A 16,995-nucleotide genomic window follows, 5' to 3' on the forward strand; every position below is an offset into this window, starting at 1 on the left:
TGGCACATGTATGAAGAGATCAACATCTCGGTGGAGCAGTCCTCCGACGCGAAGGTCCTGATCATCTCCGTGGCCGCGCGCCTGGCCGGGATGCACCCGCAGACCCTCCGGCAGTACGACCGGCTCGGTCTGGTGCAGGCCGGCCGGGCCGGTGGCGGCGGCCGGCGGTACAGCGAGCGGGATGTCGCGCTGCTCCGCGAGGTGCAGCGGCTCAGTCAGGACGACGGCGTCAACCTGGCCGGCATCAAGCGCATCATCGGCCTGGAACAGCTGGTCGGCGACCTGCAACAGCGGGTCGCCGAGCTGGAGGCGGAGCTGAACGAGGCGTACACCCGGGTGGCGCAGGCCGAGGCGATGGCCGCTTACCCGGGACGTGACCTGGTGCGGCAGGAGCGCCCGTCGACGGCTCTGGTGGTCTGGCGGCCGCGCAAGCCGTAGGACGCTTTACCTGCGGTGGAAGAGGCCCAGCCGGCGGGGGTGGCGAACCAGGCCACCCTCGATCCACTCCTCGTAGTCGAAGAGCTCGGGGCGGGTCATCAGCACGCGGCAGTTGTGCGCCCAGATCTGCATCGGCTCGTCGCCGACCTCCTCGGCGCGCTCCACATACTTCTTCAGCCGGCGCTTACGCTGCGAGGACGCGTTCTGACGAACGCCGTCGGCGGCGTAGATGTGCATGCAGTGCAGCGCGAACCGGCGCGCTGGGCACTGCCGGTCCATCGCCAGCTCGAAGAGGGTCGGGCCGAGGACGTCACCCGCGATCAGGAGATCCCAATCTGGGGGCATCGAGTCCAGCGGCACCGACTCGGGGTGGTATGCCCACGACTGAAGCTCTTCCGGCCGCGGGTCCACCGGGTTCGCGAATCCCATGAATGTCGATTCACGCAAGCTCACGTCGCCACCCGAGTGTTCCAAAACACGAAACTGTCAGCGGAACGCTAGCGCGCACCCGCCGTCGAGCGAAAGGTCTATCCGTTCACATTCTGGTACTGACCAGTAGCTTTGTGCTGCTCGTCGGCTGGATGCGCCGTTATTCGGGGGCGGCGAGCGGTGCCGGCGGCCGGGACAAGGCCACCCGTCGCCGGATGAATGCCTTGAACCAGGGATAATCGGGCAGGCGGGCCAGCATGGGTCCACTGACCACCGTGATGAGGACGTACGCGGTGGCCAGCGGCGCCAGCTCGGGCTCGAGGCCGGACGCGACCGCGAGGCCGGCGATGACCACCGAGAACTCGCCGCGAGGCATCAGCGCCAGGCCCGCCCGCACCCGGCCGGGCAGCGCGATACCCACCCGCTTGGCCGCGACCCACCCGGTGGCGACCTTGGTCAGCATGGTGAGGACGGCCAGCCCCAGCGCAGGCAACAGCACCGGTGGCATGTCCGCCGGGTTGGTGGACAGCCCGAAGAACACGAAGAAGACCGCCGCGAAGAGGTCCCGCAGCGGGGACAGCATCTCGGTCGCCCGATGCGCGACGGCGCCGGACAGCGCGATGCCGACCAGGAACGCGCCGACCGCGGCGGACACGTTGAGCTCGGCCGCCACCCCGGCCACGAACAGGGTCAGGCCCAGCACGCTGAGCAGCAGCGCCTCCGGGTCGCGGACGGACATGAAGCTGGAGATCGCCCCGCCGTACCGGATCGCGACGACCAGCACCGCGATCACCGTGACCACCGCGACCGCCAGCGCCTCCAGGCCGCCGACCAGGCCCACCCCGGCCAGCACCGCGGTCACCAGCGGCAGATAGAAGGCCATCGCCAGGTCCTCGATGACCAGGACGGACAGGATCACCGGGGTCTCCCGGTTACCGAGCCGGCCCAGATCGCCGAGCACCTTGGCGATCACGCCGGAGGACGACACCCAGGTGATGCCGGCCAGCACGAGCGCCGCCTCCCAGCCCCAGCCGAGCAGGAACGCGAAGCCCGCGCCGGGCAGCGCGTTGAGCAGCATGTCGAGCACGCCCGACGACGCCGAGGCGCGCAGGTTGCCGACCAGCTCGGTTGCGGAGTACTCCAGGCCCAGCATGACCAGCAGCAGAATCACGCCGATCTCGGCGCCGACCTCGATGAACTCCTCGCTGGCCGAGAGCGGCAGCAGACCGCCGTGCCCGAAGGCCAGACCGGCCAGGAGGTAGAGCGGAATGGGCGAGAGCCCGAACCGGCGGCCCAGCCGGCCCAGCATGCCGAGCGCGAAGAGAAGGGCGCCGACCTCGATGAGGAGGATCGTCGTCTCATGCACGGGTCAGTCGTCGTCCTCGCCGGCCAGGATCGCGGTGACGCCGCTCAGCCCCTCCCGGGTGCCGACCGCGACCACCACGTCGTTCGCCTCGAAGGCGAAGGACGGCCCGGGGGAGGCGATCACCTCGCGGTCGCGCAGCACAGCGACGATCGAGGCGCTGGTCCGGGTACGTGCGCGGGTGTCGCCCAGCCGCCGGCCCACGAACGGCGACCCGGCGGGCAGCGCGATCTGCTCGGTGAGCAGCCCGGCCGCCTGCTGGCGCAGCCCGGCGAGCTGGCCCAGCATCAGGGACGCGCCGAGGACGTCGGCCAGGGCCTCCGCCTCGTCGTCGGTCAGCGGGATCGCGGCCAGGCAGGCATCCGGGTCGTCCACGTCGTAGAGGACCAGGTCGCGCCGGCCGTTGCGGTGTGAGACCACGCCAACGGTACGACCGGAGGACGTGATCAGGTCGTGCCGGACGCCGATGCCCGGAAGCGGAGTCTGTTCTACCCGTACGCGCACGTCATCAACGCTAACTCACGCGTGGCCGCACATTGGTGCGCATGACCATCAGCAACACCAGTCCCACCGCGCACAGGGCGGCACACATCACATAGGCCAGGCGGTAGTCGAACCGCTGCGCCACCCCGAACAGCGGCCCGGCCAGCATCGCCCCGATCGGGAACGTGTTGGTGAACAGGGTGGTCGCCCGGCCCGGTTCGGCGGGCAGAAGGTCCTGGACGAAGCTGATCGACGGCCCGGACACCGCGGCGATGAACAGCGCGTTCATCACCTGGGCGGCCAGCAGCATCCACACCTCGCCGGCCGAGAAGACGATCAGGAAGTAGACGATGCCGCAGGCCGCGCCGCCGATGATCACGGCACGGACCGGCACCCGGGTGGACAGCCAACCCAGCCCCAGCAGCAGCGGGATCTCCAGCAGGGCGCACAGGCCGAGCACCAGCCCGGCGTCGGACACCTCGCCGCCGAGGTTGCGGCTGATGTACAGGGGCAGGGCCTGCACGCCCAGGGTCAGCGGGCACTGCAGCGCCGTGAAGATCACCGTGATCAGCAGGAGCTTGGCGCGTCCGGGGACCGGCACCGGGTCGTCCGGCACGACGTCGTCCGGGGACGGATCGAGGGGACGCACGTCGGGCAGCGAGACCGCGGCCAGTGCCGCGGCCAGCCCGTACAGCACGGCGGCGGCGCCGTAGACGAGCTTGAAGCCGCCCGCCTCGATCAGCACCGCGGCCAGCGGCGGGCCGGCCACCCAGGCGATCGAGAACACCGTGCGCAGGCTGGTGATGCCCATCGCCGACCGGCCCGGCATCACCCGTTCCAGGACCTCCCGGGCGTACGCGAAGGATTGGGGGAAGAGCGAGCCCGCGACGGCCAGGATGGTGACCTGGATGGCGAAGACCGCCCAGTAGTCCCGGACGACCGTGAGCAGCCCGGCGCCGACCAGCCCGAACAACGCGGCGCCGATCAGCAGCTTGCGCCGGATCGGGCGCTTGTCGGAGAGCCGGCCGATCAGGGTGCCGGCCACCACGCCGGAGAGCGGTCCGGCGACCAGCATCACGGTGACCTGGATCGGCCCCGCGTCGACCTCGGTGCTGAGGAAGAGCGACAGGAACGGGATGACCAGGGCGACCGAGATGCCGACAGCGAGGAAGACCAGGCCGAGCGGCACGAACATGCGCGCCAGCGCGGGACGGGTGAGGGTCGGCATTCCTCAGACGTTACGGCGAAGGTCCGACATTGAGTCGACGATTAGGGTTGAGCGGACTAGGCTCAACTCTGCGAGTTCGTGGTTTGTCATCAGGGGAGCACATGAACGCCGAACGCCTCACGACCAAGAGCCGTGACGTCATCAAGGCGGCCGTATCCGACGCCGGACAGCGCGGCCACGCCACCGTCGAGCCATGGCACATGCTGCTGGCTCTATTGGACACCGGCGGGTCAACCGCCCCCGGCCTGCTGCGGGCCGTCGGCGCCAACCCGATCGACATCCGGCGCACCGCCGTACGCACCCTCGAGCAGATGCCGTCCGCCCGCGGATCGAGCATCGCCGAGCCCAGCCTGTCCCGCGAGTTCGTCAACGCGATCGGCGAGGCCGAGCTGCTCGCCAAGCCGCTCGGCGACGAGTACATCTCCACCGAGCACCTGCTGGCCGGCCTGGCCCGGGTCGGCGGGGCGGTGGGCACGGCCCTGCGCGACGCCGGCGCCACCGAGGAGTCGCTGGTCGCGGCGTTCCCCGAGGTCCGTGGCGGCGATCGCCGGGTGACCTCGGAGGAGCCCGAGGAGAGCTACAAGGCGCTGGAGAAATACAGCATCGACCTGACCGCCCAGGCGCGCGACGGCAAGATCGACCCGGTCATCGGGCGGGACACCGAGATCAGACGCGTCGTTCAGGTGCTCTCCCGGCGTACGAAGAACAACCCGGTCTTGATCGGCGAGCCAGGCGTGGGCAAAACCGCCATCGTGGAGGGCCTCGCCCAGCGCATCGTCGCGGGTGACGTGCCCGAGTCGTTGCGCGACAAGCGCCTGGTGTCGCTCGACCTCGGCGCGATGGTGGCCGGCGCGCAGTACCGCGGGCAGTTCGAGGAGCGGCTCAAGTCGGTGCTCGAGGAGATCCGCAACTCCAACGGCAAGATCGTCACCTTCCTCGACGAGCTGCACACGGTCGTCGGCGCCGGCAAGGCCGAGGGCTCGATGGACGCCGGCAACATGCTCAAGCCGATGCTGGCCCGGGGTGAGCTGCGGATGGTCGGCGCGACCACGCTGGACGAGTACCGCGAGCACATCGAGAAGGACCCGGCGCTGGAGCGGCGCTTCCAGCCGGTCGTGGTCGGCGAGCCGAGCGTCGAGGACACCATCGGCATCCTGCGCGGGCTCAAGGGGCGGTACGAGGCGCACCACCGCGTCCAGATCACCGACGGCGCGCTGGTGGCCGCCGCCGCGCTGTCCGACCGCTACATCACCGACCGGTTCCTGCCGGACAAGGCCATCGACCTGATCGACGAGGCCGCGTCCCGGCTGCGCATGGAGATCGACTCGCGGCCGGTGGCCCTGGACCAGCTCCAGCGTCAGGTGGACCGGATGCGGGTCGAGCGCCTGGCCCTGGCCAAGGAGACCGACCCGGCGTCCCGGGCCCGGCTGGAAAAGCTCGAGCGCGACCTCGCCGACCGCGAGGAGGAGCTGACCGCGCTGACCGCCCGCTGGGAGCGTGAACGCGGCGGCCTCAACCGGGTCGGCGAGCTGAAGAAACGGCTCGACGAGACCACCGCCGAGCAGGAACGCGCCCAGCGCGACGGCGACCTGGAGAAGGCGTCCCGCCTGCTCTACGAGGTCATGCCCGCGCTGAAGAAGGAGATCGAGGTGGCCGCGGCGGCCGAGAAGGACGCGCCCGCCGAGCCGCCGATGGTCAAGGAGGACGTCGGCGCCGACGACATCGCCGAGGTGATCTCCGCCTGGACCGGCATCCCGGCCGGCCGGATGCTCGAGGGCGAGACGGCCAAGCTGCTGCGCATGGAGGAGTCACTGCAGGCCAAGGTGGTCGGGCAGGTCGAGGCGGTGGCCGCGGTGTCCGGCGCCGTACGCCGCGCCCGGGCCGGTGTCGCCGACCCCGACCGGCCCACCGGCAGCTTCCTCTTCCTCGGCCCCACCGGCGTCGGCAAGACCGAGCTGGCCAAGGCGCTGGCCGGCTTCCTGTTCGACGACGAGCGGGCGATGGTCCGGATCGACATGAGCGAGTACGGCGAGAAGCACTCAGTCGCCCGGCTCGTCGGCGCCCCGCCCGGCTACGTCGGCTACGAGGAGGGCGGGCAGCTGACCGAGGCGGTGCGGCGGCGGCCGTACAGCGTCGTGCTGCTCGACGAGGTGGAGAAGGCCCACCCGGACGTCTTCGACGTGCTGCTCCAGGTGCTCGACGACGGCCGGCTCACGGACGGACAGGGCCGTACGGTCGACTTCCGCAACGCCATCCTGGTGCTCACCTCCAACCTGGGCTCGTCGGTCGTCTCCGACTTCACGCTCAGCGAGGACGCCCGGCGCGAGGAGGTCATGGCCACCGTCCGCTCGCATTTCAAGCCCGAGTTCCTCAACCGGCTCGACGACATCGTGGTGTTCCACTCGCTGACCTCGCAGGACCTGGCGGCGATCGTGGAGATCCAGCTGGGGCGGCTGCGTCAGCGGCTCGGCGAGCGGCGGCTCAGCCTGGAGGTCTCCGACGACGCGGTGCGCTGGCTGGGCGAGCACGGGTTCGACCCGATCTACGGCGCCCGCCCGCTGCGCCGGCTCGTGCAGTCCGCGATCGGCGACTCGCTGGCCCGGGCGCTGCTGGCCGGGGACATCGCCGACGGCGACACCGTGCTCGTCGATCTCGGTGCGGAAAAAGACACCCTTGGCGTACGCCGCGCATGAAAAAAGCCCCGGGCATCGTGCCCGGGGCTTTTCGCTAGTCGTTCGCCTCCCGTTGCCGGTAGGCGTGGGTCATCAGAATGTCCTCGAAGGCATGCTCGCCCTCGTCGGACCAGATCCTGATCCCGCCGCGGACGAGCTGATATCGCACGTCCTTGTAGCGGGTCCTCGTGTCGTCATGGTGAACGACGGTCAGAGTGTCGGCTTGTGGCATGGGACTCACCGGTCCTTTGCAGGTCTGGGGCGGCCGCGGTGTGGTCACGCGGCCGGCGCAATCGGGTGGGTGCCCGGATCCGGTCTGCCTGGTCCCCTGCGACGTAGGTGCGCGGGCGGCGACTCGGATGGGCACGGTGGGCCGCTGGAGGTCTCTGCTGCCAGCTGGGCGCCACGGGATGGAAGTGTAGGTGCCGGGATCGGTCGATGTCGCCCCCTGAAAGGGCGACTTAATCGGGCGGAAAGCACCATCCCGGGCGATGTTGCCACAGGGTCGCGGGTTCTGTACCGCGGTCGCGACCATGGCGCCCGACCGATACCGTGAACTGATCTACGAGGGGGGATCGTGACCAATCCGACGTACCCGGGCACGCGGCCGGCCACCGTCAGCGTCTCCACCTATCTGCTCTGGGCGACGGCGGCGATCGTGCTGATCCAGAGCGTTCTGACGCTCACCACGGTCAGCCAGATGTCCGAGGTCTACAGCGACCTCTACCAAGGCACCCCCATGGAGGGCACCGAGTCGATCGTGGTCGCCTCCAGCGTCGGCGGCGTCGTGATCTACGTGCTGGTCGCGGCCGGCCTGGCGATCCTCTCCATCTTCAACAACCGTGGCCGCAACGGCGCACGCATCACCACCTGGGTGCTCGGCGGCCTGATGCTGTGCTGCGGCGGCTTCGGCCTGCTCGGTACGGCCGCCAGCGGGCCGCTCAGCCAGCTCGAGTCGTCCGGCAACACCGGCGGGCCCACCACCCAGGAGCTGCAGTCGGCGCTCGACAACGCGCTGCCGTCCTGGTACCAGCCGCTGACCACCACGCTGAACATCGTGTGGGTGCTGGCCATCCTCGGCGTGGTGATCCTGCTCGCACTGCCCGCGTCGAACGCGTTCTTCCGCCGTCCCGCGCGAGGCTTCGACCCCTCGGTGCCGTACGCCGGATATCCCGGCGGCCAGCCGCCCTACCCGCAGTACCCCGGCGCTCCGCAGCAGCCCCAGCAACCGCAGTACCCGACCTACCCGGCCGGGCCCTATGCCCCGGGCCAGCCGCCGCCCCCGGCCGCTCAGCAGCCGCAGTACCCACCGGCCCAGCCTCCCGCGCAGCCGCCTCCGCCTGCTCAGCCCTCGTCGGACCCGTGGAGCCGCTCCGAGGACGAGCAGCGTCCGCCGACGGATCCGACCTCGCAGCCCTGATCGGACGATCACCCGGGTAGGTTCCCCTCATGTCCTACGCCGCCGCGTATCCCACCCAGGCGCCACCGCCGCCGACCCCGACGGACTCGCCGCGCAGGCCGGCAACGGTGCAGCTGGCCGCCGGGCTGCTGCTGGTGATGGCGTTCGTCGGCCTCGTCTACGCCGTGGTCACGCTGACGGTCACCCCCGGCGTCCTCGACCGCTTCCGGTCCGGCGCCGGCCAGGCGAGCAGCAGCGACATCGACGGGTACGTGACGGTGGTGTGGACGTTCGCCGCCCTCGGCACGGTGCTGGCGGTCGTGCTGTTCGCCCTCTACATCGTGCTGGCGCTCGCCCTGCGCCGCGGCAGTTCCGGCGCCCGCGTCGCGACCTGGGTGGTCTGTGGGCTGGGCATGCTGTTCGGCTGCGGCTCCGGCATCGCGGTGGGCGCGCAACGATCAGGCCCGAGTACGCCGGGGACGCTCGGTTTCGCCCTGTCCGAGGCGTACCCGGAGTCCTGGATCAGCCTCAACGTGGGCCTGGCGATCGCACAGACGGTGGGCTACCTGGTCGTGGCCCTGCTGCTCGTCCTCGGCCCGCGAGCGTTCTTCCGCAAGGGCGACGATCCGGCGGCCCGTCCCCAGTCCTATGTCGCATTGCCGACATACGGATCGGCCAACACGTATGCCGCGAATCCCGGCGCTCCCGCCGCGGCGCCCGGCTCGGGTGTGCCGGCCGCCACCGGATATCCCGGCCACGACCCGGCGGCGGCCTTCCCGGGCGCGCCCACCTTCCCGGCAGGTCAGGGCGCGCCACCCCAGGCCGCGCCGGCATTTCCGCCTCAGCCCACGTCGGCCTTCCCGCCTCAGCCCACGTCAGCCTTCCCGCCTGCAGCTGGGCAGGCCTTCCCAGCGGGTCAGGGCGCGCCACCGCAGGCCGGGGCTGCGCCGGCCTTTCCGGCGGGCCCGGGCATGCCGCCACAGGCAGCGGCTGGGCCGCCGTATCCGGGTGGGCCCGCGCCCTCGGCCGAGGACCACGCTTTCTGGTCGCGCCCAGCTCCTACTCCGCCTTCGGCCGCACCCGCGCCGCCCAACGCCGCATCCGCGCCGCCTGCGCCGCCCAACGTCGCTCCTGCGCCGCCCGCACCCGCAGCCTCTGCGCCGTTCGTGGCCGCGCCTGCTTCGGCCGCTCCCGCCGGTCAGGACCTGCCTCCGGGTGGCCGTCCCGCGTCGGAGGACGCCTGGTCAGAGGGCACTGCGACGATCCCGACCGCTGCCTCGTCGCCGACGCCTCTCGCGCCGCCCTACGCCGAGCCCACGCAGGCTGCGAGCTCCGCACCGGCCTCTACGCATCCCGCGACTCCTCGCCCGGAGTCCGATAGCGATGGCACCTCTACCAGCGATGGCACCCCGACGGGCCGCAGCTCCGACTGAGGCAACCGCAGGAACGTCGCTGACCACCGCCGTCCCCATCGGCGGCAAGACCCGTCCGAGCCGGCCACCCGTTTGCTCCTGCGCCCTGGTCGGGGTGCCCTGGTCGGTGTGCGGCCGGGTCGGGGTGCGGCCGGGTCGGGGTGCGGCCGGGTCGGGGTGCGGTTTGGTCCGTGACCGGCGCAGTGGTGGTGGCGGTGTGGGTCAAGGTGGGTCACCTACCGCACCCCGGCGGCGACAGGGTCGAGCTGGCCGGGTGACCGCACCCGTCGGCGGCGGCCGGTCGAGCCGGCCACCCCGTCGGCCGTGCCGCGGCGGGCGATCCGTTCACCCGCGGCTGTTGCGGCGGTGGCTGCGGTCGTCGCGCCGCCCGCGGGTTGCGGCGGTCGGGTTGTCCACTTAGCCCACTCCCGATGTCCTGACGGACGTGACGTCGCTCACACCCGGTCGGGCGGCCCGGTGGGTGGGTGATCGACGGTCGCCATTGCGTCGGTGGGCCATCATGGTGAGCTCACGGGGGCGTCGGAGGCGGTGCGGGGGAGTGAGTTGCTGCCATGGATGGCGATTACGGAGAGTTGTGGCGTGGGGGTCGCGACGTATGTCCTCCGAGGTGGGATGCCGTGTCCACGGTCACCCGTGCGAGGCAGGACATCGATGGTTGTGGGTCACCCGAACGGGTACCGTTGACCACCGAGGATGGGTGGGGTACGGCCGTCCGGCCAGCCTCGGGCCTGCCTTATCGGCGGGTGTTTCCTGACGTACGGCCAAAGGTGTTATCTCGCCTTGAACCGCGCTGTCGAAGCGGTGTTCCTGGCTTGATCTCCCCTGTGGGTCGGGGATAGGTGCTTTGAGCTGCGTCTATCCCTCACGGATCACCCTAAATCGACAGTCATTCAGTAAACAATACTTCCAATATCGCCGGGTAGCGGCGAGGGTCAATAGTTCCGTTTCCGCCCCGGCGGGGCGAAACGGTCCGGTTTTCAGCGGCCAGTACTCTCGAAGACAGGGAAGAGCGCTACGACCTGCGTAAATTCATCGACTAAAGGGTCGTTGCACAGCGTTGTGGCGTGCTTTCATCGGGTCGTGAAGCAAGGGGACGGCGAGGGTGCCGGCGCAGCACCTGGGTCGTGCTTCACCACACGGACGGCGGAGGGCCGCCGACGGCAACGCGGCCGGACGGATCGACGAATCGACAATGTGAAGCGTCTCACTCCGGGGTGGGGGATCGAGAGCTTGACGAAGTTGGACAGCGACCAGACGGCTGCTGAGGCGTTGCAGGAGGCAGAGACCGAAGTCGGTGCCGAGGAATGGACGGCCAACGGAACCCGCAGGGGCGCCGAGAAGTCGAACAGATAGACCAACCCGGTGATCGACGTCGACCTTACGGCCTAAAAGTCAGCCGGTTCGTTCCTGCATACATGCAGGAGAATCGATGCAGTTGGTGGAAGGATGGAGATCGTGGGAACTGCGTTGGCGGAAATGACAATGCCTCAGATCTCGCCCCTTGCGGGCGAGCCGATTGAACGTGCCGACGCCGAGCGTCTGGCGGGAGTGCTCAAGGCACTCGCCGACCCCGCACGGCTGCGGCTGCTCAGCCTTATTCAGTCCGCGACCGATGGCGAGGCGTGCGTCTGCGACCTGACGGCCCCTCTTGGCCTCTCGCAGCCCACCGTGAGCCACCACCTGCGGATCCTGACCGAGGCAGGGCTGCTCGAGCGTGAGAAGCGTGGTGTGTGGGCTTACTACCGCCTGGTGCCGACCGCGATCGCGACGATCGCCGACCTTCTGACCCCGCCGCGTAAGCGGGCGACGAAGAAGGCGCGCTGAGCACTGGGCTGGCCGATGAGGCGAGCTGCACCGCCTGGCGTCACCACGTCTGAGGCGTGACGCCAGGCCCGAGGACTGGAGTTTTTCGGGTGAACTACGTCCCCGGAGATCTGCGCGACCAGCTCGCGCATGTGGGATATGACGTGGTCCAGGCCGCTCTGGTCTGTGGTTCGGGCGGCAATCTGTCCGCGCGGATCCCGGATGAGGACGCCTGCTGGGTGAGCGGCAGCGGCGCCTGGCTTGACCGGCTCAGCCGCACTTCCTTCACGGCGGTGCGGATCAGTGACGGCGGGCCGGCGTCGGTCGGTGCTGTTCCGGCTCCACGGGCTGAGCCGACCAGCGAGCTCGCCCTGCACCTGGCGCTCTTCCGGGCCAGGGAGGACGTCAACGCGATCGTCCACCTGCACCCGCAGACGGCGCTGCTGCTGGACGCGCTCGGCGAGCACATCCGGATCGTCACCACGGACCACGCGTTCTATCTGCGCCGGGTCTCGACGGTTCCGTTCCGGCTTCCGGGCACCACCGAGCTGGCGGCGCTCACCGCGGCGATGGCCGCGGACGGGACCAACTGCCTGGTGCTCAGCCAGCACGGCTGTGTCGTCATGGCGGACAGCGTGGAGCTGGCGCACAAACGGGCCCGCAACTTGGAAGAGGCGGCGCAGCTGACCTATCGCGCGCTGACCGCGGGCCGCCTGGAGGGCCTCCGCGAGTGCCCGGAGGAATTCCTCGACCGCCTGCACGGCCCGGCGATCGTCAACGTCTGACCGCGCCTCCCGCGAGGTTCAGCGGCCGTAGTGCTGCGGATCCGGGTTCTGGCTGCCGCCATAGATCTGCCCACCCTGCTGCTGCGTCCCGTACGGCTCGGGCTGGTGAGGCTCGGGTTCGTAGGGCTGGGGCTCGTAAGGCTGAGGGTGGGGCTGGGCGGCACCGCCGTGGTGGTGGGGCAGGTGCTCCTCGACCTCGTCGTGGACCGCCTCGGCGATGCCCGCGACCGTGGCCGCCGCGACGACGCCGATCGCGGTCGCCGGACCGGCATCAGCCGCCGAGCCGGAGGCGGCCTTGAGCTTCTTCGCCTTCCGCTCGCGGAGCATCTCGATCACGATCGGCAGCACCGAGATCAGCACGATCAGCGCGACCACCGGCAGGATGTAGCGGTCGATGTGGTCGCCGACGATCTTGTAGATCGAGTCGGCCAGCAGGTACCCGATGAGCAGGATGCCGTCGGTCCAGAGGATGGCGCCGACGATATTCCACAGCAGGAACTGCCGGGCGGGCATGCCGAGCGTCCCGGCCACCGGGTTGAGGAAGGTCCGCACGATCGGGATGAACCGGGCGAGCACCACGGCCTTGGCCGGGCCGAACTTCTCGAAGTAGTACTCGGCTTTCTCCACGTACTCGCGTTTGAACAGCCGCGAGTCGGGGCGCTCGAACATCTTGCGCCCGTACTTGCGGCCGAGGAGGTGGCCGAGCTGGGCACCGAGGATCGCGCAGATCGGGGCGCCGATCAGCAGCCCGACGATGGAGATCTTGGTGCCGTCGCCGAACATGGCGTCGGCCACCGACGACGCCGCGACCCCGGCGAGGAAGAGCAGCGAGTCCCCGGGGAAGAAGAAACCGACCAGAAGGCCGGTTTCCGCGAAGAGGATCACCCACACCCCGTACAGCCCGAAGGTCTGCAACAGATCCTTCGGGTCGAGCGGGTTCAGGGCGAGTTGCTCGTCCAACGCACGGATGTCCACGGGGAGCCAGGGTACCGGCAGATATCTGGCACTTGCCTGTGTGCGGCCTGAGCGTTTACAACCTCGGGTCGACCGGTTCGGACTCGCAGGCCAGAACGGCGAAGACCAGCTCATGGATGCGCCACGTGGAGGCACCTTCGGCCAGCCGGTCCAGGGCCGCGAGGCCGAGGCCGTGCTCGCGCAGCGCCAGGTTGCGCTTGCGTCCCAGGTTGCGCCGGCGCAGCCCGGCCAGCTGGTCCGGCCGGGTGTACTCCGGGCCGTAGATGATCCGCAGGTACTCGCGGCCGCGGCACTTCACCCCGGCTGCACCAGGCGCCCCTTGGCGTCGGTGACCTTCAGGCCGGCGTACGGCTTGACGACCATCCCCTCGCCGCCCGCCTCGGTGAGCGCGAGCCACCACTCGGTCGCGGCCGCCTCCGACGCCTCGTCGCCCAGGTCGACCACGATCCGGCGGGTCGGCGTGAACAGGTCCCCGTCACGAGCGACCAGCCGGTCGGCCATGGCCAGGTGCCAGCCGTGGTCGCGGTCGGCGTACGAGACGCCCTCGCCGGCGAGCACCGCGAAGGGCGCGATCGTCACCGGCTCTTCCGTGGCGTAGGTCCGATAGGCCGCCGAGTAGCCGTCGATCTCCGCGGCCCGCAGCGAAAGCCGGTCGCGAAGAGCCGAGACATCCAGGCCCCGGGAGGCACCCGAGGAGACCACCGACAGCGCAGCGGGCAGCGCCGCGCGCCCGGCCGCTCCCACCCCGGCATAGCGGGTGCGGATCAGCCCGGCGGCCTTCGCCGACCAGGGCAGCAGCTCGGTGTCGAGCAGCAGCCAGTCCGTCCGCAACTCGTCGAAGAGCGGCTCGGCGGCCCGGCGGATCCGAGCCAGGAGTTCCGACGTGTCGGCGAAGAACGGCCGGCCGGTCCGGGTCCAGATCTCGCCACCGGTCCGGGACACCCGGACCACGGCGCGCGAGCCCATGTGCTTCTCCTCGCACACGACCTTGTCGACCCCGGCGGCCCGCAGATCACCGAACGCGGTGGAGGGGTGCTCGAGGTAGCCGTCCAGCGTCGAGGTCGAGCAGGGCGCCATGGTCGGCGGCAGCCACACCAGCGCCGCCGGGTCGATCGCGAACCGGCCCATCACCTCCAGCGCCGCGGCCGCGTTCTCCGCCGGGACCGTGGTCCGGCCGTACCCGTAGTCGATGTGCCGGCGCCCGATCACGTCCGCGATGTCCAGCTCGTCGGCCGGGCGGGACGGCGGGAGGAGCGGCCGGGTGGGCGCGTAGTACTCGCGGGCGGCCGGCACCGCCACGATCTCCCGGGACGGCCAGCGCAGCGCGGTCAGCGAACCGCCGAAGACGCAGCCGGTGTCCAGGCAGATGGTGTTGTTGATCCACTCCGGGACCGGCGTGGGCGTGTGCCCGTACACCACGGCGGCGGATCCGCGGTAGTCGCGGGCCCACGGGTAGCGCACCGGCAGGCCGTACTCGTCGGTCTCGCCCGTGGTCTCGCCGTAGAGCGCGAACGAGCGGACGCGGCCGGAGGCCCGGCCGTGGTAGGCCTCCTTGAGGCCGGCGTGCGCGACCACCAGGTTGCCGCCGTCCAGCACATAGTGGCTGATCAGGCCCTCGATGAAGCGCCGCACCTCGCTGACGAAGGACTCGTCGGTGAGCTCGAGCTGCGCGAGGGTCTCGGGCAGGCCGTGGGTGAGCTGGACGTTGCGGCCGTTGAGCTTGCGGGCCAGCTTCTGCTCGTGGTTGCCGGAGACGCAGAGGGCGGTGCCGTCGGCCACCATGTTCATCACCAGGCGCAGCACGCCCGGCGAGTCCGGGCCGCGGTCGACCAGGTCGCCGACGAAGACCGCGGTGCGACCGTCCGGGTGGTGGGCCCGATCGTCCTGTACGGCGTAACCGAGCTTCACCAGCAGCACGTCCAGCTCGGCCCGGCACCCGTGCACGTCACCGATGATGTCGAACGGGCCGGTCAGGTCGCGCCGGTCGTTGAACAGGCGCTCGTACCGGATGGTGGTGTTGTCGATCTCCTCCGGCCCGCGCAGCACGTGCACCTTGCGGAAGCCCTCGCGCTGCAACCGGCCCAGCGAGCGCCGCAGATCACGGGACATCCGGCCGATCACCTGCGGGCCGAAGTCGCGCTCCGGCCGCTGCTCGGTGCGCTCCCAGGCCAGCTTCTCCGGCACGTCCAGCACGACGGCGACCGGCAGCACGTCGTGCTCGCGGGCCAGCTTGATCAGCTGTGCGCGCCCGTGTTCCTGCAGGTTGGTGGCGTCGACCACGGTCAACCGGCCGGCGGCCAGCCGCTTGCCGGCGATGTAGTGCAGGGCCTCGAAGGCGTCGGACGAGGCGGACTGGTCGTTCTCGTCGTCCGCCACCAGGCCGCGGAAGTAGTCGGAGGACAGCACCTGGGTGGGCTTGAAGTGCTTGCGCGCGAACGTGGACTTGCCGGACCCGGAGACGCCGACCAGCGCCACGAGAGCCAGTTCAGGAATGTCGATCTCGGTCACGTCGTCGCCTCCTTCCGGAAAATCGCCATCTGGGTGGGCGTACCCGTGGTCTCGTCTGTCTCGCCCACCCCGCGGAACTCGACCGCGTAGCCGAAGGTCGCACCCACGTCGCGGGCCCATCCCTCGAACTCGGCGCGGGTCCACTCGAAGCGGTGGTCCGAGTGCCGCATCCCGGTCAGGCCCTCGTAGTGGACGTTGTACTCGGCGTTCGGCGTGGTCACGACGACGGTGGACGGCTGCGCGTGGCCGAAGACGTTCGCCGCCACCGCGGGCAGCCGGGGCGGGTCGAGATGCTCGATGACCTCCATCAGCACCGCCGCGTCGTAGCCACGGAGCCGGTCGTCACGGTAGGTGAGCGCGGACTGGAACAGCTTGATCCGGGCCTTCTTGCGTTCCGGCATCCGGTCCAGACGTAGCCGGCGCTCGGCCAGCTCCAGCGCCCGCGACGACACGTCCACGCCGACGATCTCCGCGAAGCGAGTGTCGCCGAGCAGCGCGCCGAGCAGGGCGCCACCACCGCAGCCGAGGTCCAGCACACGGGACGCGCCCGCCTCGCGCAGCGCCGCCACGATCGCGTCGCGCCGCTGCTCGGCCAGCGACAGCTTGCGCTCGACCGGCAGCTCGGCCTCCTCGTCGGTGGCGGTGTCGGCCGGCGCGTCCACGCTGTCCGGGTCGGCCCGGTCCAGCTGCTCCAGGGCACTCGCCGCCATCGACCGGCGATGCGCCAGGTAACGCCGGGTGATCAGCACCTTCTCCGGGTGCCCGGCCAGCCAGCCCTCGCCGGAGCGCAGCAGCTTGTCGATCTCGTCCGGCGCCACCCAGTAGTGCTTTGCGTCGTCCAGCACCGGGAGCAGGACATAGAGGTGGTTCAGCGCGTCGGCGACGCGCAGGCTCCCGATCAAAACCAGATTGATGTACGGGCTGGGCCCGGCCAGCGGATGCGACTCGGGAACGTCGTCCAGCGGGATCGGCGTGGCCACCACCTGCCAGCCGAGCGGGGTGAACAGCCGTTCGGCCAGCTCCGGCGTCCCGCGCAGGACGGGCACCCGCAGCTCCAGCGGCAGCGCCTGCTCAGCCAGCTCCGGACGGTCCTTGGAGCGCCCGCGCAGCGCCGACCGGAACACCTTGTTCAGGGCGCCGGCCAGCAGGCTGGAGGCGGCGTACGGCCGGTCGTTCACGAACTGACCCAGCGCGAACGCGTCCGCCCGCCCCCGCAACCGCTGCGGATCCACATCCAGCAGCAGGGCAGCCGTGCACCGCTCGTCGGTCGCCTCCGGGTAGAGCACGTACGCCGTGCCCGTGGGCAGATCGGCGGTGTGCACCTTGTCCGGGTGCTTGACTAGCAGGTAGCCGAGGTCGGTGGCCGGCCGATGCGTGGTGGTCAGGGTGATCAGCACCGGGACATGATCCCAGCGCGGCGTCCCTCCTGCCGACCGCTTTACCCGGATCCCCGATTTCCGATCTCTCCGAACGCTGGGG

At 70.5% G+C, this 16,995-nt stretch carries 13 protein-coding genes and 1 pseudogene; 6 read left to right on the forward strand and 8 right to left on the reverse strand.

Going from position 1 to position 16,995, the window contains the following annotated elements; genetic code table 11:
* Positions 1-6 precede the first annotated feature (6 nt).
* Entirely contained in the window at positions 7-438 is a 432-nt protein-coding gene (locus QSK31_RS32400) for a heat shock protein transcriptional repressor HspR (protein WP_285688374.1), read from the forward strand.
* Positions 439-444: 6 nt separating this feature from the next.
* Here QSK31_RS32400 and QSK31_RS32405 read toward each other — a convergent pair whose 3' ends face one another.
* From QSK31_RS32405 to QSK31_RS32420, 4 genes are all read right to left on the reverse strand, one after another.
* On the reverse strand, positions 445-891 hold the full coding sequence (locus QSK31_RS32405) for a hypothetical protein (protein WP_285688375.1): 447 nt from the start codon (positions 889-891) through the stop codon (positions 445-447).
* A 136-nt stretch (positions 892-1,027) separates the two neighbouring features.
* On the reverse strand, positions 1,028-2,233 hold the full coding sequence (locus QSK31_RS32410) for a cation:proton antiporter (RefSeq protein WP_285688376.1): 1,206 nt from the start codon (positions 2,231-2,233) through the stop codon (positions 1,028-1,030).
* A gap of 3 nt (positions 2,234-2,236) precedes the next feature.
* Positions 2,237-2,734: a cation:proton antiporter regulatory subunit gene (locus tag QSK31_RS32415; protein ID WP_285688377.1), complete on the reverse strand. Its 498-nt coding sequence runs from the start codon at positions 2,732-2,734 to the stop codon at positions 2,237-2,239.
* Positions 2,735-2,744: 10 nt separating this feature from the next.
* Entirely contained in the window at positions 2,745-3,941 is a 1,197-nt protein-coding gene (locus tag QSK31_RS32420) for a sugar efflux transporter (protein WP_285688378.1), read from the reverse strand.
* A gap of 101 nt (positions 3,942-4,042) precedes the next feature.
* Here QSK31_RS32420 and clpB point away from each other — a divergent pair, with 101 nt between their 5' ends.
* Positions 4,043-6,634 carry an ATP-dependent chaperone ClpB gene (clpB, locus tag QSK31_RS32425; protein ID WP_285688379.1) on the forward strand — a complete coding sequence of 864 codons (2,592 nt, stop codon included), beginning with the start codon at positions 4,043-4,045 and terminating at the stop codon, positions 6,632-6,634.
* A gap of 34 nt (positions 6,635-6,668) precedes the next feature.
* On the opposite strand, the gene QSK31_RS32430 is transcribed toward clpB, so the two are convergent.
* Complete coding sequence (locus tag QSK31_RS32430; protein WP_285688380.1) at positions 6,669-6,845, reverse strand: hypothetical protein; 177 nt, start codon at positions 6,843-6,845, stop codon at positions 6,669-6,671.
* 345 nt (positions 6,846-7,190) lie between these two features.
* Between QSK31_RS32430 and QSK31_RS32435 the strand changes: the two genes are divergently transcribed.
* From QSK31_RS32435 to QSK31_RS32450, 4 genes are all read left to right on the forward strand, one after another.
* A complete protein-coding gene (locus QSK31_RS32435) occupies positions 7,191-8,033 on the forward strand; it encodes a hypothetical protein (protein ID WP_285688381.1) in 843 nt (280 codons plus the stop codon).
* 29 nt (positions 8,034-8,062) lie between these two features.
* The gene (locus QSK31_RS32440; RefSeq protein WP_285688382.1) at positions 8,063-9,445 is read left to right on the forward strand and encodes a hypothetical protein; all 1,383 of its coding nucleotides are present in this window, start codon (positions 8,063-8,065) and stop codon (positions 9,443-9,445) included.
* A 1,446-nt stretch (positions 9,446-10,891) separates the two neighbouring features.
* Positions 10,892-11,269, forward strand: a complete 378-nt coding sequence (locus QSK31_RS32445) for an ArsR/SmtB family transcription factor (protein ID WP_014440216.1) — start codon at positions 10,892-10,894, stop codon at positions 11,267-11,269.
* 89 nt (positions 11,270-11,358) lie between these two features.
* Positions 11,359-12,033, forward strand: a complete 675-nt coding sequence (locus tag QSK31_RS32450; protein WP_285688383.1) for a class II aldolase/adducin family protein — start codon at positions 11,359-11,361, stop codon at positions 12,031-12,033.
* Between the two features lie 18 nt (positions 12,034-12,051).
* Here QSK31_RS32450 and QSK31_RS32455 read toward each other — a convergent pair whose 3' ends face one another.
* The 3 genes and pseudogenes from QSK31_RS32455 to QSK31_RS32470 form a co-directional block, all read right to left on the reverse strand.
* The gene (locus QSK31_RS32455) at positions 12,052-13,008 is read right to left on the reverse strand and encodes a VTT domain-containing protein (RefSeq protein WP_285688385.1); all 957 of its coding nucleotides are present in this window, start codon (positions 13,006-13,008) and stop codon (positions 12,052-12,054) included.
* A gap of 55 nt (positions 13,009-13,063) precedes the next feature.
* A pseudogene (locus tag QSK31_RS32465) lies at positions 13,064-15,516 on the reverse strand (polynucleotide kinase-phosphatase).
* Complete coding sequence (locus QSK31_RS32470; protein WP_285688388.1) at positions 15,513-16,913, reverse strand: 3' terminal RNA ribose 2'-O-methyltransferase Hen1; 1,401 nt, start codon at positions 16,911-16,913, stop codon at positions 15,513-15,515. The pseudogene QSK31_RS32465 and the gene QSK31_RS32470 overlap by 4 nt, the downstream one beginning before the upstream one ends.
* Positions 16,914-16,995: the final 82 nt, after the last annotated feature.

Source organism: Actinoplanes sp. NBRC 103695 (genome assembly GCF_030269485.1).
Lineage (GTDB): Bacteria > Actinomycetota > Actinomycetes > Mycobacteriales > Micromonosporaceae > Actinoplanes.

Coding starts and splice junctions, on each gene's coding strand:
- QSK31_RS32445 (WP_014440216.1), top strand. CDS start 10,892: ATGGAGATCGTGGGAACTGCGTTGGCGGAAATGACAATGCCTCAGATC.
- QSK31_RS32400 (WP_285688374.1), top strand. CDS start 7: ATGTATGAAGAGATCAACATCTCGGTGGAGCAGTCCTCCGACGCGAAG.
- QSK31_RS32430 (WP_285688380.1), bottom strand. CDS start 6,845: ATGCCACAAGCCGACACTCTGACCGTCGTTCACCATGACGACACGAGG.
- clpB (WP_285688379.1), top strand. CDS start 4,043: ATGAACGCCGAACGCCTCACGACCAAGAGCCGTGACGTCATCAAGGCG.
- QSK31_RS32440 (WP_285688382.1), top strand. CDS start 8,063: ATGTCCTACGCCGCCGCGTATCCCACCCAGGCGCCACCGCCGCCGACC.
- QSK31_RS32420 (WP_285688378.1), bottom strand. CDS start 3,941: ATGCCGACCCTCACCCGTCCCGCGCTGGCGCGCATGTTCGTGCCGCTC.